Source organism: Rhodopseudomonas telluris (assembly GCF_042432815.1).
Classification (GTDB): Bacteria; Pseudomonadota; Alphaproteobacteria; order Rhizobiales; family Xanthobacteraceae; genus Rhodopseudomonas; species Rhodopseudomonas telluris.
This window is the reverse complement of the sequence record NZ_JBHLWM010000004.1, coordinates 202,868-224,792: the sequence shown is the minus strand read 5'-3', so window position 1 is coordinate 224,792 and position 21,925 is coordinate 202,868. Positions and strand designations below refer to the sequence as shown.

Annotated in this window: 21 protein-coding genes; 8 read left to right on the top strand and 13 right to left on the bottom strand. The window is 66.5% G+C overall.

What is annotated here, in order from left to right; genetic code table 11:
- Positions 1–63 precede the first annotated feature (63 nt).
- The gene (locus ACFFJ6_RS10915; RefSeq protein WP_378387732.1) at positions 64–621 is read left to right on the top strand and encodes an invasion associated locus B family protein; all 558 of its coding nucleotides are present in this window, start codon (positions 64–66) and stop codon (positions 619–621) included.
- A 12-nt stretch (positions 622–633) separates the two neighbouring features.
- Here the strand turns inward: ACFFJ6_RS10915 and ACFFJ6_RS10910 are convergent, their stop codons facing one another.
- The 3 genes from ACFFJ6_RS10910 to ACFFJ6_RS10900 form a co-directional block, all read right to left on the bottom strand.
- Positions 634–1,239 (bottom strand): TlpA disulfide reductase family protein, encoded by a 606-nt coding sequence (locus ACFFJ6_RS10910; RefSeq protein ID WP_378387455.1) that lies wholly within the window; start codon positions 1,237–1,239, stop codon positions 634–636.
- Positions 1,240–1,291: 52 nt separating this feature from the next.
- The gene (locus tag ACFFJ6_RS10905) at positions 1,292–1,750 is read right to left on the bottom strand and encodes a DsrE family protein (protein WP_378387453.1); all 459 of its coding nucleotides are present in this window, start codon (positions 1,748–1,750) and stop codon (positions 1,292–1,294) included.
- Positions 1,751–1,821: 71 nt separating this feature from the next.
- The gene (locus tag ACFFJ6_RS10900) at positions 1,822–2,220 is read right to left on the bottom strand and encodes a DoxX family protein (protein WP_378387451.1); all 399 of its coding nucleotides are present in this window, start codon (positions 2,218–2,220) and stop codon (positions 1,822–1,824) included.
- A 120-nt stretch (positions 2,221–2,340) separates the two neighbouring features.
- On the opposite strand from ACFFJ6_RS10900, the gene ACFFJ6_RS10895 reads away from it, so the two are divergent.
- The gene (locus ACFFJ6_RS10895) at positions 2,341–2,763 is read left to right on the top strand and encodes a winged helix-turn-helix transcriptional regulator (protein ID WP_378387449.1); all 423 of its coding nucleotides are present in this window, start codon (positions 2,341–2,343) and stop codon (positions 2,761–2,763) included.
- 99 nt (positions 2,764–2,862) lie between these two features.
- On the opposite strand, the gene ACFFJ6_RS10890 is transcribed toward ACFFJ6_RS10895, so the two are convergent.
- Together ACFFJ6_RS10890 and ACFFJ6_RS10885 are read right to left on the bottom strand one after the other, a co-directional pair.
- Positions 2,863–3,288 carry an organic hydroperoxide resistance protein gene (locus ACFFJ6_RS10890; RefSeq protein WP_378387447.1) on the bottom strand — a complete coding sequence of 142 codons (426 nt, stop codon included), beginning with the start codon at positions 3,286–3,288 and terminating at the stop codon, positions 2,863–2,865.
- 112 nt (positions 3,289–3,400) lie between these two features.
- Entirely contained in the window at positions 3,401–3,874 is a 474-nt protein-coding gene (locus ACFFJ6_RS10885) for a MarR family winged helix-turn-helix transcriptional regulator (protein WP_378387445.1), read from the bottom strand.
- A 290-nt stretch (positions 3,875–4,164) separates the two neighbouring features.
- Between ACFFJ6_RS10885 and tldD the strand changes: the two genes are divergently transcribed.
- Together tldD and lepB are read left to right on the top strand one after the other, a co-directional pair.
- Complete coding sequence (tldD, locus tag ACFFJ6_RS10880) at positions 4,165–5,592, top strand: metalloprotease TldD (RefSeq protein ID WP_119858713.1); 1,428 nt, start codon at positions 4,165–4,167, stop codon at positions 5,590–5,592.
- Entirely contained in the window at positions 5,589–6,359 is a 771-nt protein-coding gene (gene lepB / locus ACFFJ6_RS10875) for a signal peptidase I (RefSeq protein WP_378387442.1), read from the top strand. The genes tldD and lepB overlap by 4 nt, the downstream gene beginning before the upstream one ends.
- Before the next feature lie 153 nt (positions 6,360–6,512).
- On the opposite strand, the gene ACFFJ6_RS10870 is transcribed toward lepB, so the two are convergent.
- The 3 genes from ACFFJ6_RS10870 to ACFFJ6_RS10860 all read right to left on the bottom strand — a co-directional run bounded on the left by ACFFJ6_RS10870 (position 6,513) and on the right by ACFFJ6_RS10860 (position 9,321).
- Positions 6,513–7,067: a PAN domain-containing protein gene (locus tag ACFFJ6_RS10870; protein ID WP_378387440.1), complete on the bottom strand. Its 555-nt coding sequence runs from the start codon at positions 7,065–7,067 to the stop codon at positions 6,513–6,515.
- A 298-nt stretch (positions 7,068–7,365) separates the two neighbouring features.
- The gene (locus ACFFJ6_RS10865) at positions 7,366–8,736 is read right to left on the bottom strand and encodes a glutamate--cysteine ligase (RefSeq protein ID WP_378387438.1); all 1,371 of its coding nucleotides are present in this window, start codon (positions 8,734–8,736) and stop codon (positions 7,366–7,368) included.
- Positions 8,737–8,829: 93 nt separating this feature from the next.
- Positions 8,830–9,321: a MarR family winged helix-turn-helix transcriptional regulator gene (locus tag ACFFJ6_RS10860; protein WP_378387436.1), complete on the bottom strand. Its 492-nt coding sequence runs from the start codon at positions 9,319–9,321 to the stop codon at positions 8,830–8,832.
- A gap of 125 nt (positions 9,322–9,446) precedes the next feature.
- Here ACFFJ6_RS10860 and gstA point away from each other — a divergent pair, with 125 nt between their 5' ends.
- Positions 9,447–10,061 (top strand): glutathione transferase GstA, encoded by a 615-nt coding sequence (gene gstA / locus ACFFJ6_RS10855; protein ID WP_378387434.1) that lies wholly within the window; start codon positions 9,447–9,449, stop codon positions 10,059–10,061.
- A 369-nt stretch (positions 10,062–10,430) separates the two neighbouring features.
- Here the strand turns inward: gstA and ACFFJ6_RS10850 are convergent, their stop codons facing one another.
- The gene (locus ACFFJ6_RS10850) at positions 10,431–12,647 is read right to left on the bottom strand and encodes a 3-hydroxyacyl-CoA dehydrogenase NAD-binding domain-containing protein (protein ID WP_378387432.1); all 2,217 of its coding nucleotides are present in this window, start codon (positions 12,645–12,647) and stop codon (positions 10,431–10,433) included.
- A gap of 140 nt (positions 12,648–12,787) precedes the next feature.
- Between ACFFJ6_RS10850 and ACFFJ6_RS10845 the strand changes: the two genes are divergently transcribed.
- Complete coding sequence (locus tag ACFFJ6_RS10845; RefSeq protein WP_378387430.1) at positions 12,788–13,561, top strand: EAL domain-containing protein; 774 nt, start codon at positions 12,788–12,790, stop codon at positions 13,559–13,561.
- 75 nt (positions 13,562–13,636) lie between these two features.
- Here the strand turns inward: ACFFJ6_RS10845 and ACFFJ6_RS10840 are convergent, their stop codons facing one another.
- From ACFFJ6_RS10840 to ACFFJ6_RS10825, 4 genes are all read right to left on the bottom strand, one after another.
- Entirely contained in the window at positions 13,637–14,845 is a 1,209-nt protein-coding gene (locus tag ACFFJ6_RS10840) for an acetyl-CoA C-acetyltransferase (RefSeq protein WP_378387428.1), read from the bottom strand.
- A gap of 168 nt (positions 14,846–15,013) precedes the next feature.
- Positions 15,014–16,804 carry an acyl-CoA dehydrogenase C-terminal domain-containing protein gene (locus ACFFJ6_RS10835; protein ID WP_378387425.1) on the bottom strand — a complete coding sequence of 597 codons (1,791 nt, stop codon included), beginning with the start codon at positions 16,802–16,804 and terminating at the stop codon, positions 15,014–15,016.
- Between the two features lie 108 nt (positions 16,805–16,912).
- On the bottom strand, positions 16,913–17,299 hold the full coding sequence (locus ACFFJ6_RS10830; RefSeq protein ID WP_378387423.1) for a nuclear transport factor 2 family protein: 387 nt from the start codon (positions 17,297–17,299) through the stop codon (positions 16,913–16,915).
- 67 nt (positions 17,300–17,366) lie between these two features.
- Positions 17,367–17,537, bottom strand: coding sequence for a hypothetical protein (locus tag ACFFJ6_RS10825; protein ID WP_378387421.1), 171 nt, complete (start codon positions 17,535–17,537; stop codon positions 17,367–17,369).
- Between the two features lie 116 nt (positions 17,538–17,653).
- Here ACFFJ6_RS10825 and ACFFJ6_RS10820 point away from each other — a divergent pair, with 116 nt between their 5' ends.
- Positions 17,654–18,202, top strand: a complete 549-nt coding sequence (locus tag ACFFJ6_RS10820; protein ID WP_378387419.1) for a TetR/AcrR family transcriptional regulator — start codon at positions 17,654–17,656, stop codon at positions 18,200–18,202.
- A 217-nt stretch (positions 18,203–18,419) separates the two neighbouring features.
- Positions 18,420–21,770 carry a hypothetical protein gene (locus ACFFJ6_RS10815; RefSeq protein WP_378387417.1) on the top strand — a complete coding sequence of 1,117 codons (3,351 nt, stop codon included), beginning with the start codon at positions 18,420–18,422 and terminating at the stop codon, positions 21,768–21,770.
- Positions 21,771–21,925: the final 155 nt, after the last annotated feature.

The window sequence follows — 21,925 nt, the reverse complement described above, 5'->3', positions numbered from 1 at the left end:
GATCAGTCGGGGCCCTGATCCATGACATGTGTCTGATCTACCTCTGACTTGAAAGCGACCCCGATGGGCTTTGCCGAACGTTTGCCGTTGCTCGCCTCCTGCCGCTTGGTGCGGGGAAGCAGCATCCGGCTGGGGATCGCGGCCGCGCTGATGATGGCTGCGGTGCTCGGCAACAGCGCCCGCGCCGACGCGCAGGGCGCCGTGCGCTCCGTGCATGGCGACTGGCAGATCCGCTGCGACACGCCGCCGGGCGCCAAGGCCGAGCAATGCGCGCTGATCCAGAGCGTCGTGGCGGAGGACCGCTCCAACGCCGGCCTGACCGTGATCATCCTCAAGACCGCCGACCAGAAGAGCAAGCTGATGCGCGTGGTGGCGCCGCTCGGCGTGCTGCTGCCGTCGGGGCTCGGTCTGAAGCTCGACAACGCGGATGTCGGCCGCGCCGGCTTCGTGCGCTGCCTGCCCAATGGCTGCGTCGCCGAGGTGGTGATGGACGACAAGCTGCTCGGCCAGCTCCGCACCGCCAAGACCGCGACCTTCATCATCTTCGAGACGCCCGAAGAGGGCATCGGCTTCCCGCTCAGCCTCAACGGGCTCGGCGAGGGCTACGACAAGCTGCCGTAGCGCGGTCGTGGATCAGCCGTTGCGGCGGCCCGCATAATAGGCGAGCAGCCGACGCGCACCATCCGACGTCCAGTCGGCGTCACCCACCAGATAGCCGGCGATCCGCCCCGCAGGATCGACGATGTACGAGATCGGCATGCCGTAGCGGCCGAACGGCACGCCGGGGTTGTCGTTGTTCGCCGCGCGCACGACGCGTCCCTCCGGATCGAGATAGATCTCGAGATGCCGGATGTTCAGCTTGCGCACATATGGGGCAACGACGGCCGGACCTTGCACGTCCAGCGACACCGCGATCACCTGCAGATCCGTGCCGCCGGCCACCTGCTGCAGACGGTCGAGGCTCGGCAGCTCGGTCCGGCATGCCGGACACCAAGTCGCCCAGAAGTTGACCAGCACGACCTTGTTGCGAAATGCGTAGAAAGTGGCCGTCTCGCCGTCCAGCCGCGTGATCGGAACAGGCGGCACCATGCGCTCGGGCCGCACCACCGTGAACTGATGCCGCTCGCCGCCGAACGGCGGCGGATTCTCGCCCGCCGCGGCGGAACTGGCGCAGGCGGCCGCGGCCGCTCCGCCCAGCAGCCTTAGCAACACGCGACGGCGCGTGACCTCATGGTCCATCATTCGGCTCCTTAGCGCTCGTCGATTACGCTGGGACAAATCCGCGTCGACATCAGGGCCGCAGATAGGACCATCCGGCCTCCTGGAGCTCGACCAACCTGACCACGCCGAACGGCACCGACCGCGCGCCGTCGACGAGAGACAATGGATGTCCCTCGTTTCTTTCCATGATGGCGATGGTGTTGCCGCAGGCACTGAACACCACATCGGGATGAGTGGCGTGCAGAAAACGCAACAGATCCTTCACCGGCGAGGTGTCTTCCCGGAACATGTTGACGCCGGCGCCATAGGCGACGATCTCGACGGCCGCGGCTTCGTTCCTGTCGCCATAGGCCTTCAGAAGGTTGAGGCTGTTGGTGATCGCGTGTTTCATGATCACCGGATCGTCCGAATTGACCTGAACCACGACGCGGTGCACCGCCGTCTTCGGAACGGCCTGAACCGCCCCCTGGACTCTCGACTCCTTCGGGCTTGCCGCGCACGCATCGATCAGCACGAGCGTGACCGACATCGGCACAAAGAACGATAGACCGAACAGAGCCGCTACGGCCCATCGGCGGCGCGGCCAGCCGAACCGGAGCATCAGCGCGGCCGGCCCGAGAGGACGGCCGCGATGTCGCTGCGCTTGACGAAGATCACCAGCGCGTTGAACGCGAGCAGGACGAGGGCAGGCACCGGGGAGCCGCCGATCACAAAGAGGTGCGTGATCGTCGCGCCGATCATCACGCAACTGAGCACCACGGCGCCGAACGCGCCCAGCGGAGGGACCAGCAACAGGCAGGCGCCGAGCACTTCGAGCATCCCGGTCAAATAGCGAAACCACTGACCGAGGCCGATATGCTGAAACTCCTCGACCAGCATCGGTACGCCGTACAGCTTGGCGCCGCCGGCCGCGAGAAACACAACTGCAAGTAGCCCTCTGACGACCCAGAGCGCTGCGGGGGCCAGACGCGACGGCTTCGATTGAACGGCGATCGACATGATACCTCCTGAATTGCGGCGGACGCGCAGGGGCGCCGCCGGTGAACTGTCCAAATTCAGGATTACGGCGTAGTCTCGGAACGACAAGTAGGATGCTTTTTATGAGGCAGTACGCAAAACATGACTATTGAGCACGACGGCGACTCCGCCGCGGACACGCCCTGCCAGGGCGGCTCATCGACCACGCTGCAACATGCGATCGGCGTGCTCGCGGGCAAGTGGAAGGGAGAGATTCTGCGGGCCCTGATACAGGGCAAGCAGCGCTTCGGCGCGCTCAGGCGCGCAATCCCCGGCGTGACTCAGCATATGCTGACGATGCAACTACGCGATCTCGAAGCCAACGGCCTGGTGAAACGCACCGTCTATGCGGAGGTGCCGCCGCGCGTGGAATACGAAATGACGCCGTCGGCCAAGGCCCTGAAACCGGTGTTCGACGAATTGTTCAAGTGGTCGCAGGAGCACGGCTTCCCGACCGGTCCGCAGCCGCGTCCAACCAGAGACGACGAGATCGCCAGTCAGCCGGCCGCACCTCATCGTCACTAAGCTGATGCCAGCGCACGCGGCGTCTTCGCGCATCCATCTTGGCAAGCGAAGGCCACAAGGGTCGCCTGCGCTGCCCTTGTGGCCGGGGACCTGAATCGGTCAGACCAGCGTCAGCGTCACGTCGATATTGCCGCGCGTGGCGTTGGAATATGGGCACACGATGTGGGCACGGTCGATCAGCGTCTGGGCCTGCTCGCGGTCGACGCCGGGGAGGCTGATCTTGAGTTCGACTTCGATACCAAACCCGGTCGGGATCGGACCGATGCCGACCGTGCCGGTGACGCTGACATCCTTCGAGATCGGCAGCTTGTCGCGACCGGCGACGAACTTCATCGCGCCGAGGAAGCAGGCCGAATAGCCAACGGCGAACAGTTGCTCCGGATTGGTGCCGGCGCCGCCACCGCCGCCGAGCTCCTTCGGCGTCGTCAGCGCGACATCGAGATGGCCGTCGCTCGACACGCCGCGGCCGTCGCGGCCTCCGGTGGCGGTGGCCGTTGCGCGGTAGAGAACCTTTTCGACTGACATGGTGGTCTTCCTTTCGAGGGGTTGAGGTTGAAGGGCTTAATTAAGCGCGCGACTTAAAATCGTGCGCGATGTATTAGCCGGCGTGCGCCGGACATGGGAAACAGCACCTGGCTCATGCGGCCTCGAATAAATGCGCGCGAACCTTGGTCAGCTTGTCGCGCAGCTCGACGATTTCCTCGAGCGAGCCGCCCATCGCGGCGCCGAGGCAGTCGGGCACGTGCTTGAGCTGCTGCCGCAGCGCCCTGCCCTCGTCCGTGAGACTGACGATCACCTGCCGCTCGTCTTCGGCCGACCGCTTCCGGCTGATCAGCCCGCGCGCCTCCAGCCGCTTCAGCAGCGGCGTCAGCGTCGTGGTCTCGAGATAGAGCTGATCGCAGATCTCCGAGACGTTGACCCGATCCTTCTCCCACAACACCAGCATCACCAGGTACTGCGGATAGGTCAGATCGAACTCGCGCAGCAGCGAGCGATACACCTTGTTGACCCCGAGCAGCGTCGAATACAGCGCGAAGCAGAGCTGCGAGTCCAGCTTCTGCTTGTCCGCTGCCCGCAGAGGGCGGCTCGGCGATGTCGGGTTCGATTTCATGGACGACGATTTATATCGCGCGCGATATATTCGCAAGTGGGTGGGCGAAACACGCGCGCGAATGTCGATCACGTCATTGCGAGGAGCGAAGCGACGAAGCAATCCAGTCCTGTGCACAGAGCTGGATTGCTTCGCTTCGCTCGCGATGACGGAGAGCGCCGCAATGAACAATTTGTCACGGGACTTCGACTTAGGCTTTGCCGATGATGCGGGCTCTTCCCGCTAGCCTCTCGCACAAAGCCGGCACAGCCTCTATCTTCAACAGCGAACAACAGTCGGGAACCAACCTCATGACCAATCCAGCCCAGACCTCCCTGCTCGACCGCGCCAAGCTCGATCGTGATGCAGTGCGGCGCGAACTCACGCGGGGGTTGGCGGGGGCCGACGATGGCGAGCTGTTTCTCGAATACAGCCAGACCGAAGCGCTGGCGTTCGACAACGGGCGGTTGAAGCAGGCGACCTACGACACCGCGCAGGGCTTCGGGCTCCGCGCCGTCAAGGACGACGCGGTCGGCTATGCGCATTCGTCCGACGTGTCGCTGCCGGCGCTGATCCGCGCCGCCGACGCGGTGGCTGCGGTGCGCGGCGATTACAGCGGCACGCTGGCGGTGGCGCCGGCGCACACCAATGTGCGGCTCTACGGCGACGACAACCCGCTCGACGCGCCCGGCTTCGAGGCCAAGGTCAAGCTGCTCGCCGAGATCGACGCCTATATCCGCGACAAGGACCCGCGGGTGCGGCAGGTGTCGGTGTCGGTCGGCGCCACCTGGCAGGTGGTCGAGATCCTGCGGCCGGACGGCGAGAGCTATCGCGACATCCGCCCGCTGGTGCGCGTCAACGTCTCGGTCGTCGCCGGCCAGGGCGACCGCCAGGAGAGCGGCTCCAAGGGTTACGGCGGCCGCGAGCCGTATGCGCGGTTCATCGAGACCAAGGCCTGGCGCGATGCCGCCGATGGCGCGCTGCGCGAGGCGCTGGTCAATCTGGAATCGGTGCCGGCCCCGGCCGGCGAGATGGACGTGGTGCTCGGCCCCGGCTGGCCGGGCGTGATGCTGCACGAGGCGGTCGGACACGGCCTCGAGGGCGATTTCAACCGCAAGAAGACCTCGGCCTTCGCCGGCCTGATGGGTCAGCAGGTCGCCGCCAAGGGCGTCACCGTGGTGGACGACGGCACCATCTCGGCGCGGCGCGGCTCGCTGTCGATCGACGACGAAGGCACGCCGACGAGCCGCACCGTGCTGATCGAGGACGGCATCCTCACCGGCTACATGCAGGACCGCCAGAATGCCCGGCTGATGGGCATGAAGCCGACCGGCAACGGCCGCCGGCAGTCCTACGCCCACGTGCCGATGCCGCGCATGACCAACACCTACATGCTGGCCGGCCAGCACGACCCGGCCGAAATCCTGGCCTCGGTGAAGAACGGCATCTACGCGGTGAACTTCGGCGGCGGTCAGGTCGACATCACCTCAGGCAAATACGTGTTCCAGTGCACCGAGGCCTACCGGATCGAGAACGGCAAGATCGGCGCGCCGCTGAAGGGCGCGATGCTGATCGGCAACGGTCCGACTGATTTGCACCGCATTTCCATGATCGGAAACGACATGCAGCTCGACGACGGCATCGGCACCTGCGGCAAGAACGGCCAGGGCGTGCCGGTGGGCGTCGGCCAGCCGACGCTGCGAATGGATCGGATTACGGTCGGAGGCACCGGCGGATGAACAGCAAGGCAGGCGTGATCAGCGGGGCGGTACGGCGCTGGGGCGCGCAGCTCGGGCAACTGGCGGCGGTCGTGGCGATCGTACTGGTCGGCAAGGGCGCGCTGGCCGAGCCGTTCTACGTGCCGTCCGGCTCGATGGAGCCGACGCTGCTGATCGGCGACGCGCTGCTCGCCTCGAAATTTCCCTACGGCTACTCGACGGCGTCGCTGCCGATTCACGTGGCGTTTCCGGAGACCGGTCGCGTGTTCAGCGCCACGCCGCATCGCGGCGACGTCGTCGTGTTTCGCTGGCCCGGCGACCGCTCGCAGGTCTGGGTCAAGCGGGTGATCGGTCTGCCGGGCGACCGCGTCGAACTCACCAACGGCATCGTCCGCATCAACGGCGTCGACGCGGTGGTGAAATCGGACGGCGTCGGCAAGGCCGAAGATGAAGACGGCGCCTACGAGACGGCGGCGAAGTATGTCGAGACGCTGCCGGGCGGCGTGTCGCACCCGATCTTCAAGCTGTACGACAACGGCCGGCTCGACAACACGCCGGAAGTCACCGTGCCGCCCGGGCATCTGTTCGTGATGGGCGACAACCGCGACAACTCCTCGGACAGCCGCGTGCCGGTGCGCCAGGGCGGCGTCGGTCTGCTGCCGATGGACAATCTGGTCGGCCGCGTCGACGCCATCGTCGGCTCGTGGAATCCGGGTGTGCGCAAGGAGCCGGTGACCAACTGGATCTCCGGCTTCCGCATCGCGCGGTTCTTCACGTCGGTGCACTGAACTAGTAGCACGCACAAACGCCGATTTGTGAGGAGGCGCGTGGCGCAGGCTCAAACCGTTCGCGTGTTTGGCCATCATCCTTCGAGACGCCGGCTAAGCCGGGGCCCCTCAGGATCAGGGTCACCGATGTAGCAGGCCTGATAACAGTGCTCGCTACCGCACCACGCCGGACACGAATCCCGGTTTACGGCGCGGGGGTTTGACCTGGTTTTTCAGGAAGCAGCGCGCGTTGCGCCCGACCAGGCCGGGCCGCGCATAGGTCCAGGCGCGGCATTTGTTGTCCTGCTCGCAGGCGGCCTTGCAGGCGTCGTCGCCCTCGTTGGCCTTCATCTCGAAACTACGGAAGTCCCCGCCGAAGCGGTCGATCGACGCCTCGACCGAGCCGTTGCGCGGTTCGATGACGCCGGCCCCGCGCACGCCGGAGACGCAGCAATTGCTCGGGCTGCGCTGCGGCACGCCGCTTTTCAGCCAGCAGAACGCGCCGTCCTCGGGGACCTGCGGATAGGAGAAGGTCCACGACCGACAGCGGCGGTCGCGCTCGCACATCAGCGCGCAATCGGCCGGATCGTTGCTGTCCACGGGGAGACGCAGATAGTCCGCCCCGGGGCGGTCGAAATTGGCCTGCGCGTGCGCGACGCGCGGCGCCAGCGCTGCCGCAGCCACGACGAGCAAGACCAACCATGCCCCTAGGAGGCCGCCCCGCCGCATTCACGCTCGCCTTCGTGTTAGGCCCGAATCCAAGGTTCCAGAAAATTGGAGGCTGGGCCGTAGTTCCAAAATGTCATCTGACGGTCGGAGACCTGTATGCGCGATGAACAAACGTTTGTTGCTCGGTCACAGAATCGACTGACTTCGGTACACGCCAAACCCAAGCACGGATGCACGAACCCGTCATGCTGTTCTTTCAGCTGGGTCGCGGCGTAAAACACCGGCCCCCGGCGCAAAAGGTTGAACGGACGGCGCAATGCGGCCGCGCGGCGGATTGCCGCGTCTCGGCCGCGGCGATTCAGAATGCGTATTCGTCGTAGGCCGGCTCGACCGAGCCCTGCCAGGCGCCGTGGTACTTCTCCAGCATTTCCTCGGCGGGCGAGCGGCCGCAGGCGAGGATCTGATCGAGCGGCGCCAGATGCCGGGATTCGTCGTTGCCGAAGGAATCGATCCGCCCGCGCCGGCGCAGTCCGGCATGCGACAGGATCAGACACTCCTTCGCGATCTCGAACAGGAAGCGATTGCCGATCTTCGACTTGAAGCCGAGCCGGGGCACCTCGTCACGCAACGCCTGGCGCTCCTCGGCGGTCCAGCTCTTGACGATCTCCCAGGCCGCATCGAGGCTGGTGTCGTCGTAAAGCAGGCCGACCCAGAACGCCGGCAGCGCCGGCAGCCGGCCCCACGGCACGCCGTCGGCGCCGCGCATTTCGAGGTAGCGCTTCAGCCGCACCTCGGGGAAGATCGTCGACAGATGATTGGCCCAGTCCGACAGCGTCGGGCGCTCGCCCGGCATCTTGTCGTTCTTGCCGTCGAAGAAGGCGCGGAACGACGAGCCCGATACGTCGATGTACTGATCGCCGCGCTTGACGAAATACATCGGCACGTCGAGCGCGTAGTCGACCCAGCGCTCGAACCCCATGCCGTCCTCGAACGCCCACGGGATCATGCCGGAGCGAGCGTTATCAGTATCGCGCCAGATCTCCGAGCGGAACGACAGGAAGCCGTTCGGCTTGCCCTCGGTGAACGGCGAATTGGCGAACAAGGCGGTCGCGATCGGCTGCAGCGCGACCGAGACGCGCAGCTTCTTGACCATGTCGGCTTCCGACGAGAAGTCGAGATTGGTCTGCACCGTGCAGGTCCGGTACATCATGTCGAGGCCGTACGCGCCGACCTTCGGCATGTAGTTGGTCATGATCTTGTAGCGGCCCTTCGGCATCACCGGGATCTGCTCGCGCGACCACGACGGCGTCATGCCGAGGCCGAGGAAGCCGATGCCGAGCGGCGTCGCGATCTCGCGGACCTGCGCCAGATGCGCCATCAGCTCGGCGTGGGTCTGATGAATGGTCTCGACCGGCGCGCCGGACAATTCGAACTGACCGCCCGGCTCCAGCGAGATCGCGCCGCCGCCGGTGACGTCGTGCAGCCCGATGATGTGCGGGCCTTCCATGATCGGCTCCCAGCCGAGCAGGATCTGCATGCCTTCGAGCAGCGCGCCGATGCCGCGCGCGCCCTCGTAAGGCACCGGATGATGACCCTCGAGCGTGAACGGGGTCTTCTCGTGCTCGGTGCCGATGCGAAATTCGGACGGCGGTTTGACGCCCGCCTCGATCCACCCGACGAGTTCGTCGCGCGAGTTCAGCGGCGTCATATCGATCTGGTCACGCGCCATGGGACTTCCGGAAGCAGCGCGCGGGACGAAGCGGCGCAGGGTGGCAGGAGCCGCGGGCGAAATGAACCGCGGGTACGAGGGGTGAGCTGTGTATCATCGCGCCGCCGCGCTGTCTCGGGCGTCTGGCGCAGCCGGCGTGCCGTTGCAGGCACAGCCGAGCCGGTCGAGCAGCCCGCACAGCCGGGCAGCATCGGCATCGGACAATTTGGAGCCGACGTGCTTTTCGATCGCCGTCGAATAGGCGGCCCACATTTTCTTCTGCAATTCGCGCCCGGCGTCGGTGATCTCGACGAACTGGCCGCGCTTGTCCATCTTGCATTCGCGGCGCGCCGCCAGCCCCTCGTCGACCAGACGATCGATCAGGCGCGAGGTGGAGTATTGCGGAATCAGCATCTGCTTCTCGAGCTCGACCGGCCGCATCTCGCCGCCCGGCGCGCGCGACAATTCAAGCAGCGCGTCGTACCAGGCGAGCGGCGGAAAACCAGCCTTCTTCAATTCCTGCTCGACCGCATCGAGCACACGGCTGCGCACCCGCATCAGGCGAGCCCAGGCTGCGGTCGCTTCGGTCGACGGTTTGCTTTTCATCGCCTCATCCATCGTACGCACGAGTCTACCCCACCGGATGCAGATGCATCAATCTTGACTCCTTCATGCAAGCGCATTTAATCGCCGCCGCGCGCGTTTTCCATGATCCTCGAGGAGGAAATTCGATGAAGCTGTATTATTCGCCCGGCGCCTGTTCGCTGTCGCCGCATATCGCGCTCAGCGAATCCGGCCTGCCGTTCGAGCTGGTGAAGGTCGATATCCGGGCCAAGAAGCTGGAAAACGGCGACGACTACACGCAGATCAACCCCAAGGGCTCGGTGCCGGCGCTCGGCCTCGACGACGGCACCGTGCTGACCGAGGGACCGGCGATCGTCCAGATGATCGCCGACAAGGTCGGCGGCGGTAAGCTCGCACCCGAGAACGGCACGGCTGAGCGCTACCGCCTGCAGGAATGGCTGAACTTCATCTCGACCGACCTGCACAAGAGCTTCGGCCCGCTGTTCTCGCCGGTGCTCGGCGACGACGCCAAGCAGTTCTTCAAGGACCGCATCGCCAAGTACCTCGCCTATGCGGACAAGCAGCTTGCCGGCAAGGACTACCTGATGGGGTCGTCCTTCACGGTCGCGGATGGTTACCTGTTCGTGATCCTGAGCTGGGCCGAGCGGATGAAGATCGACACCTCGGGCTTCCCGAACCTCAACGCCTTCAAGGCCCGCGTCGCGGCGCGGCCGAAGGTGCAGCAAGCGCTGCAGAGCGAAGGGTTGTTGCAGAAGGCATAAGCGTCTTCGCCACAGCGTCATTGCGAGCCACCGGGTCCGGCCTTCGGCCGGCCCGATGACAGGCTCCGCGAAGCAATCCAGAGCTCCGTGCACTGAGCTGGATTGCTTCGTCGCTTCGCTCCTCGCAATGACGAACGACAAAAACAAAGGGCCGGATCGCGATGATCCGGCCCTTTGTTTTTGTACCAGAAGTGAGACGAGGCCTCGCCCCACCGGCAGCGCACCTCTCCCGCTTGCGGGAGAGGTCGGATCGCGCAGCGATCCGGGTGAGGGCACTCCGCTCCGCGAGTCGCTGAGTCAGTGCTCGGGGCGCCCTCACCCCACCCCTCTCCCGCAAGCGGGAGAGGGAGCGCTCTGTGCTCGGGGTGACTACGCCGCCGCCTGCTTCTTCGGGGCGAAGCGGTGGTAGAAGGTGTCGCCGGTCTTGGCCATGTCTTCGAGCAGCTTCGGCGGGGTGAAGCGCGAGCCGTATTTGCCCTCGAGCTTGTGGCAGAGCGCGACGAACTCCTTGGTGCCCATGAAGTCGATATAGCTCAGCGTGCCGCCGGTGAACGGCGCGAAGCCGAAGCCGAGGATCGAGCCGACATCGGCCTCGCGCGGATCGACGATGACGTTGTCCTCGACCGTGCGGGCGGCTTCGACCGCCTGCACCGCCAGGAAGCGCTGCTTCAGCTCTTCGACGTCGATGGTGTCGGGGTCGAGCTGCTTCGGCTGCAGCGCGGCGATGCCGTCCCACAGGCTCTTCTGACCCTTGCCCTTCTCCGGATAGATGTAGAAGCCCTTGCCGTTCTTGCGGCCGAAGCGGCCCTGCTTCTCGACCAGCTCGACCATCAGCTTCTTCTGCTGCTGATCTACCGCCTGTTCGCCGAGATCGGCTTCGGTCGCCTTCATGATCTTCAGGATCAGATCGAGCGCGACTTCGTCGGCCAGCGACAGCGGGCCGACCGGCATTCCGGCCATCTTGGCGGCGGTCTCGATCATCGGCGCCGGTACGCCTTCCATCAGCATCTCGAGGCCTTCGGCGGTGAAGCGCAGCACGCAGCGATTGGCAAAGAAGCCGCGCGAGTCGTTGACCACAATCGGGGTCTTGCCGATCTGGCGGGTGTAGTCGAGCGCGGCCGCCAACGTGGCATCGCTGGTGTTGTTGCCGAGGATGACTTCGACCAGCATCATCTTCTCGACCGGCGAGAAGAAGTGGATGCCGATGAACTTCGACTGATCCTTGAATTCCTCGGCCAGCGAGTTGATCGGCAGCGTCGAGGTGTTGGAGGCGAAGATCGCGCCTTCCTTCAAGAGCGGCTGCGCCTTGGCGTAGGTCTCGGCCTTGACCTTGCGATCCTCGAACACGGCTTCGATCACCAGATCGGCATCCGAGATCGCGTTGAAGTCGGCGGTCGCGGTGATGCGCGACATCAGCGCCTCGGCGTCGCCCGGCTTGGCGCGGCCCTTCTTGATGAGACCGTCGATGACCGACTGGCAATGCGCCTTGCCCTTGTCGGCGCTCTCCTGGTCGCGGTCGATCAGCACGACTTCGATGCCGGCCTTGGCCGAGACGTAGCCGACGCTGGCGCCCATGAAGCCGGCGCCGATGATCGCGAGCTTCTTGACCTTGGTGGGCGGCACGCCCTGCGGACGGCGCGCGCCCTTGTTCAGCTCCTGCATCGACAGGAACAGGCTGCGGATCATCGCCGCCGCTTCCTTGGTCTGCAGCACATGGGCGAAGTAGCGGGATTCGATGCGCAGCGCGACGTCCATCGGCACCTGCAGGCCCTCATAGACGCAGCTCATGATGGCGCGGGCGGCCGGATAGTTGTCGTAGGTCTCGCGGCGATAGATCGCGTTGCCGGCCGGGAACATCATCATGCCCTGCTTGGAAAACACCGGGCCGCCGGGCAGCTTGAAGCCCTTCTCGTCCCACGGCGCCACCGCCTTGCCGCCGGCCTTGATCCACTCCTTGGCGGTCTTGATCAGGTCGGCCGCCGGCACCACGGCGTCGACCAGCTTCAGCGCCTTGGCCTTGTCGAGCTTGAGCTGATCGCCCTTGAGCAGGATGGTCATCGCCTCCTGCGGATTGACGATGCGCGGAATGCGCTGCGTGCCGCCGCCGCCCGGGAACAGGCCGACCTTGATCTCCGGCAGGCCGAGCCGGGTCTTGGGATTGTCGGCCGCGACGCGGTAATGACAGGCCAGCGTGACTTCGAAGCCGCCGCCGAGCGCCATGCCGTTGATCGCCGCAACCCACGGCTTGCCGCCAGTCTCGATGCCGCGCAGGATCTGCGACAGCTTGCGGCTCTCGTCGAACAGCATCTGCTGCGCGGCTTCCTCGCCCTTGTCCTGCTTGAGCTGCGCGAACTGCTTGGTCATGTTCTCGAGCATCGACAGATCGGCGCCGGCGCAGAACGCGTCCTTGGCGGAAGTAATCACCACGCCCTTGACGGCCGCGTCCTTGCCGGTCGCTTCCGCGATCGCGGCGAGTTCCTCGATCGTCTTGGTATCGAGCACGTTCATCGACTTGCCGGGCAGGTCCCAGGTCACCAGCGCGATGCCGTCGGCGTCGGTCTCGATCTTGAAGTTGCTGTAGCTCATCGGCTCGGGCTCCACAGGTTGTTACGGTTTGTATCAAATGACATCGGCGAACTCATTCGTCGGCGCCGCGTCGACTTAACGTTGCGTAAGCGAAGGACGCCTACGGTCGAGCTTTCCTCACACGGGATGGAAGGTCGTTCATGAGTTCTGTCTGCACCGGATGCCAGGACGGCGTCGCGGTTCCCTTCGAGATGAAGATGGCTTTCCAGCCGATCGTCGACCTGTCGGCGCAGCGGGTGTGGGGTTACGAGGCGCTGGTGCGCGGGCCGAACGGCGAGCCCGCCGGCATGATCCTGTCGCAAGTCACCGACGAGATGCGCTACCGCTTCGACCAGGCGGCGCGCGTGCTGGCGATCGAGACCGCCGGCAAGCTGTTCACCGATCCGTGCGCGCGGCTGTCGATCAACTTCATGCCGAACGCCGTGTACGAACCGAACGCCTGCATTCAGAAGTCGCTCGCCGCCGCCAAGCGCGCGCAGTTCCCGCACCGGAACCTGATGTTCGAGTTCACCGAGAACGAGCGCATGCTCGACGTCGGCCATCTCAACCGGATCATCGAGGCGTATCGCGCACTCGGCTTCCTCACCGCGCTCGACGATTTCGGCGCCGGCTATGCCGGCCTGGGCCTGCTCGCCAAGCTGCAGCCCGACCTGATCAAGATCGACATGGAGGTGCTGCGCGACATCCATCTCAGCCGCGCCAAGCAGGCGATCGTCGCGGGAATCGTCGGCATCGCCCGCGAACTGGATATTCGCGTGCTCGCCGAAGGCGTGGAATGCGAACAGGAATGCACCGTGCTGCGTGCAGCCGGAATTTCGCTGTTCCAGGGTTACCATTTCGCCAAACCCGCCTTGATGGCTCTGCCCGAGGTGCCGCTGCTCAACGAACCCGCGACGATCCGCGTCGCGAGTTGATGTCTTCTCCCTCCCCCGCAAGGGGGGGAGGGAGCAGGCCGTGCTTGTGGCGCCGGCCGCCTCAGTTGCAATTGCTCACACTCGCTCGATGATCGTGGCTGTGCCCATGCCGCCGCCGATGCACAGCGTCACCAGCGCGGTCGCTTTGCCGGTGCGCTCGAGTTCGTCCAGCACGGTGCCGAGGATCATCGCGCCGGTGGCGCCGAGCGGATGGCCGAGCGCGATCGCGCCGCCATTGACGTTGATCTGATCCTTGTCGATCTCGAACGCCTGCATGTAGCGCAGCACGACCGAGGCGAACGCCTCGTTGAGCTCGAACAGATCGATGTCGCTCTTCTTCATGCCCGAGCGCTCGAACAGCTTCTTGGTGACGTCGACCGGACCGGTCAGCATCATCGCCGGCTCCGAGCCGATATTGGCGAAGGCGCGGATTTTCGCGCGCGGCTTCAGGCCGTGCTTGTCACCGGCTTCCTTGCTGCCGAGCAGCACCGCGCCGGCGCCGTCGACGATGCCGGACGAGTTGCCGGCGTGGTGCACGTAGTTGACCTTTTCGATTTCCGGATGCGACTGGATCGCCACCGCGTCGAAGCCGCCCATCTGGGCGAGCGGCGCGAACGACGGCTGCAGCTGCGCCAGCGACTGCATCGTGGTCGACGGCCGCATGTGCTCGTCCTTGGCCAGGATGGTCAGGCCGTTGATGTCCTTGACCGGCACCACCGACTTGTCGAAGCGGCCTTCCTCCCAGGACTTCGCGGCGCGCTGCTGGCTCTGCACCGCATACGCATCGACGTCGTCGCGCGAGAAGCCGTATTTGGTGGCGATCAGGTCGGCCGAGACGCCCTGCGGCATGAAGTAGGACGGCACCGCCATCGACGGGTCCATCGGCCAGGCGCCACCCGAGGCGCCGATGCCGATGCGGCTCATCGACTCCGCGCCGCCGCCGATCACCAGCTCGTGCTGGCCGCTCATGATCTGCGCCGCGGCGAAGTTCACCGCGTCGAGACCCGAGGCGCAGAACCGGCTGATCTGCACGCCCGGCACCGCTTCGCCGAGGCCGGCGTTCATCGCCGCGAACCGCGCGATGTCCGAGCCCGCCTCGCCGACCGGGTCGACCACGCCCATCACGACGTCGTCGACCACGTCCTGCTTGAGGTTGTTACGCTCCTTCAGTGCCTTCAGCGGCACCGTGGCGAGCGCCAGCGCGGTGACTTCGTGCAGCGAGCCATCGGCCTTGCCGCGGCCGCGCGGGGTGCGAACGTGATCGTAGATATAGGCTTCGGGCATGGGGTCTCTCCCGTTTCGGTCCGCGCTCAGAGTGCCGGACGAATTGAACAAGGGCATGTCGATCCGTCATTGCGAGGAGCGAAGCGACGAAGCAATCCAGACTTCGTGTGCGGCTCTGGATTGCTTCGCTGCGCTCGCAATGACGACGATTGTTGACGCAGGCTTTGATCAGAACGCTTCCGCCGGCAGTTCCATGGTGGTCGCGCTGCCGGTCTGCAGCCGCGCCAGATGCAGCGCGGTGGCGGGCAGCGTCCGCTCCATGAAGAACCGGCCGGTGACCAGCTTGGTGGTGAGATAGGGCGTGGCGCCTTCGGCGGCAATCTTGTCCTGCGCCACCTTGGCCATCTTGGCCCACATGTAGCCACAGGCGACCAGGCCGAACAGATGCATGTAGTCGGTGGCGCCGGCGCCGGCATTGTCGGGCGCCGCCATCGCGTTCAGCATCAGCCAGGTGGTGGCCTGCTGCAGATGGCCGAGCGAGGTCGACAGCGGGGTGACGAACGGCTTCACCGCCTCGTCGCCGCCGTGTTCCTTGGCGAAGGCGCCGACCTCGGCGAAGAACGCCATCACGGCGCGGCCGCCGTCGCGCGGCAGCTTGCGGCCGACGAGATCCAGCGCCTGGATGCCGTTGGCTCCTTCGTAGATCATCGCGATGCGGGCATCGCGGACGAACTGCTCGACGCCGTTGGCGTGGATGTAGCCGTGGCCGCCATAGATCTGCTGCGCCATCACGGTGTTGGCGAAGCCGGTGTCGGTCAGCACGCCCTTCAGCACCGGCGTCATCAGGCCGAGATGATCGTCGGCGGCCTGCCGCTCCTTGGCGTCTTCCGAGCGATGCGCGACGTCGCTCTTCAGCGCGGTCCACAGCACCAGCGCGCGCGCCGCCTCGTTGAACGAGCGCATCGTCAGCAGCGCGCGGCGGATGTCGGGATGCACGATGATCGGATCGGCCGGCTTGTCGGTCGCCTTCGGCCCCGACAGCGCGCGGCCCTGCAGCCGCTCGCGCGCATATTCGACGGCGTTCTGATACGCGACTTCGGACTGCGCGAGGCCCTGCACGGCGACGCCGAGCCGGGCCTCGTTCATCATCACGAACATGCCCTGCATGCCCTTGTTCTCTTCGCCGACCAGCCAGCCGGTGGCGTCGTCGTAGTTCATCGTGCAGGTGGCGTTGCCGTGGATGCCCATCTTGTGCTCGATCGAGCCGCACACCACGCCGTTGCGCTTGCCGGCCGAGCCGTCGGCATTGACCAGGAATTTCGGCACCACGAACAGCGAGATGCCCTTGATGCCGGCGGGCGCGCCTTCGATCCGCGCCAGCACCAGATGGATGATGTTGTCGGCCATGTCGTGCTCACCGGCCGAGATGAAGATCTTGGTGCCGGTGATCTTGTAGCTGCCGTCCGCCTGCTTCACCGCCTTGGTGCGCAGCAGCCCCAGGTCCGTGCCGCACTGCGGCTCGGTGAGGTTCATGGTGCCGGTCCATTCGCCGCTCACCATCTTGGGCAGATAGATCTGCTTCTGCTCCGGCGTGCCGTGCACCGTCAGCGCCGCAGCCGCGCCCATGGTCAGGCCCGGATACATCGCAAACGCCATGTTGGCGGAGTTCAGGAATTCCTGCACCGTCTGGGTCAGCGTGATCGGCAGTCCCTGGCCGCCATATTCGGCCGGCGACGACAAGCCCATCCAGCCGCCTTCGGCGATCTGCTTGTAGGCGTCCTTGAAGCCCTTCGGCGTGGTGACGCTGCCGTCGTCGTGCCGCGTGCAGCCCTGCTCGTCGCCGACGGTATTCAACGGATGCAGCACTTCCTCGCTGAGCCGCGCCGCTTCGTTGATGATCGCCTCGCGCACGTCCGGCGCCGCGTCGGCGAAGCCGGGCAGATTGTTGTAGCGGTCGAACTGAAACACGTCGTTCAGCAGGAAGCCGACATCTTCAACGGGAGCCTTGTAGATCGTCATGCGTGTCTCTCGATCGGGATCAGGTGTGAAGTGTACGCCATGTGGAGAAGGTTAGGCGGCGGCCACGAGGATTTGACTGGGTGCCGGTTCTGACGGGGTGCCGGCGCGTTATTGCCGCGCCAACTGCTCCCCCATCAGCCGATGCAGCAGATTGATCGCCTTCAATGGCCGGACCATGACCTTGAAGCGCGTAATACGTCCATCGTCCGCGAAGGTGATGATATCGACGCCGTTGAGCTTGATGCCCTCGATCTCGTTTTCGAATTCGAGCACCGCGCCGTTGGGGCTGCGCCACTCGCCCGTGTAGGTGAAGCCGGGGCCACCCAATACCTTTTCGGCGCTGGTGAGGTACTTGAACACGATCTCGCGCCCCGCCTGCGGCGTGTGCACGACCGGGCTTTCGAACACCGCGTCCGGATGCAGCAACTCCCACAGCGCATCCTTGTCGTGGTGTTTCATGAAGGCGTACCAGGCGTCGAGCCCGTTCAGTGCCATCGGTTGCGCTCCGAGTTCGTGTGAGTTGACTGCAGGGAGGTAACGGCCGAAACCATCCGCCGCGCCGTCACGCGCCGCGTCCGATGCTAACAGTCAAAGCATCGCCGGCGGCAGGTCTGATGTGAAGAACGGGCTGATTGCGACGACGCGTCACGCCGAGGTCGCGGATATCGCGAGCGGCGGATCGAAACGGCAGGTCCAGGTGCTGGACCGCATTGCCACGCAGGATCGCTGTCATCGCCACCCATCGCGCGGCGCCAGCGCCGCACCCTTCCGGACCGTTTCCATACATCCCTGAATGGAATCTAGCCAGACGGCTTGGCCGTGTCAATACACTGGTGTATGGTCGCCGCCATGGAAACGGATACCAAGGACCGGCTGACCCGCGCCGACTGGCTCGCGCATGGCCTGCGTACACTTGCGCGCGAGGGCGCGAACGCCCTCAAGGTCGGCGACCTGGCCGCCGGTCTGGACGTCTCCCGCGGCAGTTTCTATTGGCATTTCAAGGACGCGACCGACTTCCGCGTGCAGCTGCTGCAGCTCTGGCAGGAGCGCGTCACCGATCAGGTGTTTCGCGAGATTGATGCCGCCATCGTCGGGCCGGCGCGGCTGACGCATCTGATGAAGCTCGCCTTCAACGAGGACCGCAGCCTCGACCGGGCAATCCGGGCGCTGGCCGAAACCGACGCCACCGCGGCCGAGATGGTCGCCTCGGTGGATGCTCGGCGGATCGACTACCTGGCCAAGATCCTGATCGAATCCGGCGTCGAGAGCCGGCGGGCGCAGTCGCGCGCCGAATTTCTGTATTGGGCCTATATCGGCCAGACGGCGGTGCTGAATCCCGCCCACAGCGTCATCACCGAACGCGACATCGACGATCTGAGCGCCCTGTTCACCCGGTAGCAGCCCCCCCCTGAAACGCCGCGCCGGATGTGGCGCCGCGAGCATGCCGGCAACTTTACGGCGCCGCGGCTGCAAACCTTAACTCGGTATTTACCCTAACACGAAAAAGTCGATGCCAGAGGCGGTCCTCTCGCATTGGATACGAGTGTCTTTCGGCACGGGACATGCGGGGGAGGATCGCGGGCGCCGCAGTTGGCAGTTCGGAAGCGACCAGAGCATGAATCGCGTATCGTGGAGCGTCGAGGGTATCGAACCGTCCGTGCGCGAACGGGCGGAGGCCGCCGCCAAGCGCGCCGGCATGTCGCTCGCCGACTGGATCAATGGTCAGCTCGGCGACAGCGCTCCGCAGCCCCAGCCGCAACCCCAATATCAGTCCCAGCCGCAGCCGCAGGTCCGTGCGCCCGCCGCCCCGGCGCCGGGCCGCAGCCCGAATGCCGACAAGAGCGCGGCCGAAGTCGCCGAGATTCACCAGCGGCTGGATTCGATCGCCCGTCAGATCGACCAGATCTCACGCCCGCCGACGCGAGGCGAGCCGGTGGCGCGGCAGTTGAACGATGCGATTTCGCGGCTTGATGCGCGTCTGGCCCGGATCACCGAGCCGAAGCCGGCTCCCGCGCCGCAGCCAGCTCCGATCCCGCAGACCCCGACCGAGCGGGTCGAACGCGCGGCCGCGCAGGTCTATCACACCTCCCCGCCGCTCGATCCGAACGCGCTCGATCTAGCGATCGCCGAGATCGCCGCGCGCCAGAGCGAGCTCGACGCGGCCGTGAACCGCGTGCCGCCGCGGCAGGCTCCCCCGATCGCCCCGGCGATGGCGCCGCCGGCTGCGCCGGCCGGCCCGGACTTCTCCAGCCTCGAGCAGCAGCTGCTCAGGATCACCAGCCAGATCGACGCGCTGCAGCGCCCGGACCAGATCGAGCAGTCGATCGCGGCGTTCCGCACCGAGCTGGCCGAGATCCGCCACACCATCACCGAGGCGATGCCGCGCAAGGCGATTGAGCAGCTCGAAACCGAGATCAAATCGCTGGCGCGGCGGCTCGACGACACCCGCGCGGTCGGCACCGACGCCGGTACGATCGCCGGCATCGAGCGCGCGCTCGCCGAAATCCACGCCGCGCTTCGGTCGCTGACGCCGGCCGAGCAGCTCGCCGGCTTCGACGAGGCGATCCGCAATCTCGGCGGCAAGATCGACATGATCGTCCGCAACAGCGACGATCCGAGCACGATGCAGCAGCTCGAAAACGCCATCGGCGCGCTGCGCGGCATCGTCTCCAACGTCGCCTCCAACGAGGCGCTGGCGCAGCTCGGCGCCAACGTCCAGACGCTCGCCGACAAGGTCGATCAGCTGTCGCGCGCCGACAGCAACAGCGATTCCTTCGCGGCGCTCGAAAACCGCATCACGGCGCTGACCGCGGCGCTGGAAAGCCGCGAGCGGCCGGCCGCCGGCGGCTCCACCGAACAGCTCGAGGGCGCGCTGCGTGCACTGTCGGAGCGGCTCGATCATCTGCCGGTCGGCAACGACAGCCCGTCGGCCTTCGCGCACCTCGAACAGCGCGTCACCTATCTGCTCGAGCGGATGGAGCAGGCGGCCAGCCAGCGCGGCGCCGGCAATCTCGAGCGGGTCGAGGAAGGACTGCAGGACATCCTGCGGCTGCTCGAACGCCAGCAGGAGAGCTTCAGCCGCATCGCCGATCTCGGCCGCAACACTGCGCCGACGTTCGACAGCGGCATGGTCGAGACCATCAAGCGCGAGATCTCCGATATCCGCTTCAGCCAGTCGGAGACCGACCGGCACACCCAGGATTCGCTCGAAGCCGTGCACAACACGCTCGGCCATGTGGTCGATCGCCTGGCGATGATCGAGACCGACCTGCGCAGCGCGCGGACGGCGCCGCAGCCGGCCGCCCAGCCGGCCCCGGCTCCCGCGCGCGAACCGGTCAAGCCCGGCCCGGCTGCCATCGCATCGGCGCCGGCGCCGCAGATCAATCTGCCGCCGCGCCCCGAGCTGCCCAATCCCGCGGCCGCTCAGACTTCGGCTCCCGTTCCGGCGTTCGTGGCGGCGCCGCGCGACTTCGCGCCCGGCAGGCCCATGGCGGAGCCGGCGCCGGCCCCCGAACCGCGCGCGATCGCCGATATTCTCGATCCGCAGCCGGCCCGCGGCAGCGCGCCCGAGCCGCAGATCACCACGCGCTGGACGACGCCCGACACGCTGCCGCCGGATCATCCGCTTGAACCCGGCACCCGCCCGCCGGGCCGGATCGCCTCACCGTCGGAGCGCATTGCCGCGTCCGAAAGCGCGCTCAGCGAATTCGCCGGTGCCGCCAAGGCCGAGCCTGCCAGCAGCTCCAGCTTCATCGCGGCCGCGCGCCGCGCCGCCCAGGCGGCCGCCTCCGCCACCTCGCAGTCCGGCGACAAGGCCAAGGCCAAACCGGAGGGCGGCGCCACCGGCCCGACCGCCGGCAAGCCCGGCACCACGCTCGGCTCCAAGATCCGCTCGCTGCTGGTCGGCGCCAGCGTGGTGGTGATCGTGCTCGGCACCTTCAAAATCACCATGAACCTGCTGGACGGCGAGCGCCCGGTCCCGGCCGCGAGCCTGCACGACACCGCGCCGCAGGACAGCGCGGAGCCCGAGGACGACGAGGAAACGCCGCCCGCCGCGGCGCCGGCCGCGCCGACCCCCGCTGTGCCGTCGATGACATCGCCGACCCCGATCAACCGGCAGTCGCTGTTCGCGCCGCCGCAGACTCCGGCCGCTCCGGAGCCCGCGCCGATGCCGCCGGCGGCCGCGCCGGCCGACGTCACCGGCTCGATCCAACCGCCGCAACCCAGCACACCGCCGGGCCCGGTGGCGACCATCTCGATTCCGGCCGGCGAGACCCTGCCGGATGCGATCGGCGGCCCGGCGCTGCGCAAGGCGGCCCTGAAGGGCGACGCCGCGGCGGCCTACGAAGTCGGCACCCGCTTCTCCGAGGGCAAGGGCGTCCCCGCCAATACCGAGGAAGCCGCCAAGTGGTACGGCCGCGCCGCGCAGGCCGGCATCGTGCCGGCGATGTTCCGGATGGGCACCCTCAACGAAAAGGGTCTCGGCGTTCCCAAGGATCTCGACGTCGCGCGGCGCTACTACGTCCGGGCGGCGGATCGCGGCAACGCCAAGGCGATGCACAACCTCGCGGTGCTGGAAGCCGACGGCGGCGGCAGGGGCGCGAACTACAAGAGCGCGGCCGAATGGTTCCGCAAGGCGGCCGCCCGCGGCGTCGCCGACAGCCAGTTCAATCTCGGAATCCTGTACGCCCGCGGCATCGGGGTCGAACAGAACCTCGCCGAGTCGTTCAAATGGTTCAGCCTCGCCGCCGCGCAGGGCGATGCCGACGCCGGCCGCAAGCGCGACGACGTCGCCAAGCGGCTCGATCCGCAGTCGCTGTCGGCCGCCAAGCTGGCGATCCAGACCTTCACGGTCGAGCCGCAGCCCGACGACGCCGTCAAGGTCGCGGTCCCGGCCGGCGGCTGGGACGCGCAGCCCGCCGCCAACGCGGCCAAGCCCGGCATGGGCAAGCGCGCCGCGCGCTAAGCGGATCGTTCACCACCGCACGACGTCACGGCGGCGCCGGCCGAAAAAGCCCCGCCGTCGCGGATTCTTTAATCCCCGGTCAGGCTGATATCGGTTATGGAGGGCGGCCGGACGAGGTCCGCGCCTTCAGCCACAGCGACGACATCCGAAGCGAC

Excerpts from the sequence above, each read along its gene's own strand:
- ACFFJ6_RS10915 (WP_378387732.1), top strand. The coding sequence starts at position 64 with ATGGGCTTTGCCGAACGTTTGCCGTTGCTCGCCTCCTGCCGCTTGGTG.
- ACFFJ6_RS10910 (WP_378387455.1), bottom strand. The coding sequence starts at position 1,239 with ATGGACCATGAGGTCACGCGCCGTCGCGTGTTGCTAAGGCTGCTGGGC.
- ACFFJ6_RS10905 (WP_378387453.1), bottom strand. The coding sequence starts at position 1,750 with ATGTCGGTCACGCTCGTGCTGATCGATGCGTGCGCGGCAAGCCCGAAG.
- ACFFJ6_RS10900 (WP_378387451.1), bottom strand. The coding sequence starts at position 2,220 with ATGTCGATCGCCGTTCAATCGAAGCCGTCGCGTCTGGCCCCCGCAGCG.
- ACFFJ6_RS10895 (WP_378387449.1), top strand. The coding sequence starts at position 2,341 with ATGACTATTGAGCACGACGGCGACTCCGCCGCGGACACGCCCTGCCAG.
- ACFFJ6_RS10890 (WP_378387447.1), bottom strand. The coding sequence starts at position 3,288 with ATGTCAGTCGAAAAGGTTCTCTACCGCGCAACGGCCACCGCCACCGGA.
- ACFFJ6_RS10885 (WP_378387445.1), bottom strand. The coding sequence starts at position 3,874 with ATGAAATCGAACCCGACATCGCCGAGCCGCCCTCTGCGGGCAGCGGAC.
- tldD (WP_119858713.1), top strand. The coding sequence starts at position 4,165 with ATGACCAATCCAGCCCAGACCTCCCTGCTCGACCGCGCCAAGCTCGAT.
- lepB (WP_378387442.1), top strand. The coding sequence starts at position 5,589 with ATGAACAGCAAGGCAGGCGTGATCAGCGGGGCGGTACGGCGCTGGGGC.
- ACFFJ6_RS10870 (WP_378387440.1), bottom strand. The coding sequence starts at position 7,067 with ATGCGGCGGGGCGGCCTCCTAGGGGCATGGTTGGTCTTGCTCGTCGTG.
- ACFFJ6_RS10865 (WP_378387438.1), bottom strand. The coding sequence starts at position 8,736 with ATGGCGCGTGACCAGATCGATATGACGCCGCTGAACTCGCGCGACGAA.
- ACFFJ6_RS10860 (WP_378387436.1), bottom strand. The coding sequence starts at position 9,321 with ATGAAAAGCAAACCGTCGACCGAAGCGACCGCAGCCTGGGCTCGCCTG.
- gstA (WP_378387434.1), top strand. The coding sequence starts at position 9,447 with ATGAAGCTGTATTATTCGCCCGGCGCCTGTTCGCTGTCGCCGCATATC.
- ACFFJ6_RS10850 (WP_378387432.1), bottom strand. The coding sequence starts at position 12,647 with ATGAGCTACAGCAACTTCAAGATCGAGACCGACGCCGACGGCATCGCG.
- ACFFJ6_RS10845 (WP_378387430.1), top strand. The coding sequence starts at position 12,788 with ATGAGTTCTGTCTGCACCGGATGCCAGGACGGCGTCGCGGTTCCCTTC.
- ACFFJ6_RS10840 (WP_378387428.1), bottom strand. The coding sequence starts at position 14,845 with ATGCCCGAAGCCTATATCTACGATCACGTTCGCACCCCGCGCGGCCGC.
- ACFFJ6_RS10835 (WP_378387425.1), bottom strand. The coding sequence starts at position 16,804 with ATGACGATCTACAAGGCTCCCGTTGAAGATGTCGGCTTCCTGCTGAAC.
- ACFFJ6_RS10830 (WP_378387423.1), bottom strand. The coding sequence starts at position 17,299 with ATGGCACTGAACGGGCTCGACGCCTGGTACGCCTTCATGAAACACCAC.
- ACFFJ6_RS10825 (WP_378387421.1), bottom strand. The coding sequence starts at position 17,537 with ATGACAGCGATCCTGCGTGGCAATGCGGTCCAGCACCTGGACCTGCCG.
- ACFFJ6_RS10820 (WP_378387419.1), top strand. The coding sequence starts at position 17,654 with ATGGAAACGGATACCAAGGACCGGCTGACCCGCGCCGACTGGCTCGCG.
- ACFFJ6_RS10815 (WP_378387417.1), top strand. The coding sequence starts at position 18,420 with ATGAATCGCGTATCGTGGAGCGTCGAGGGTATCGAACCGTCCGTGCGC.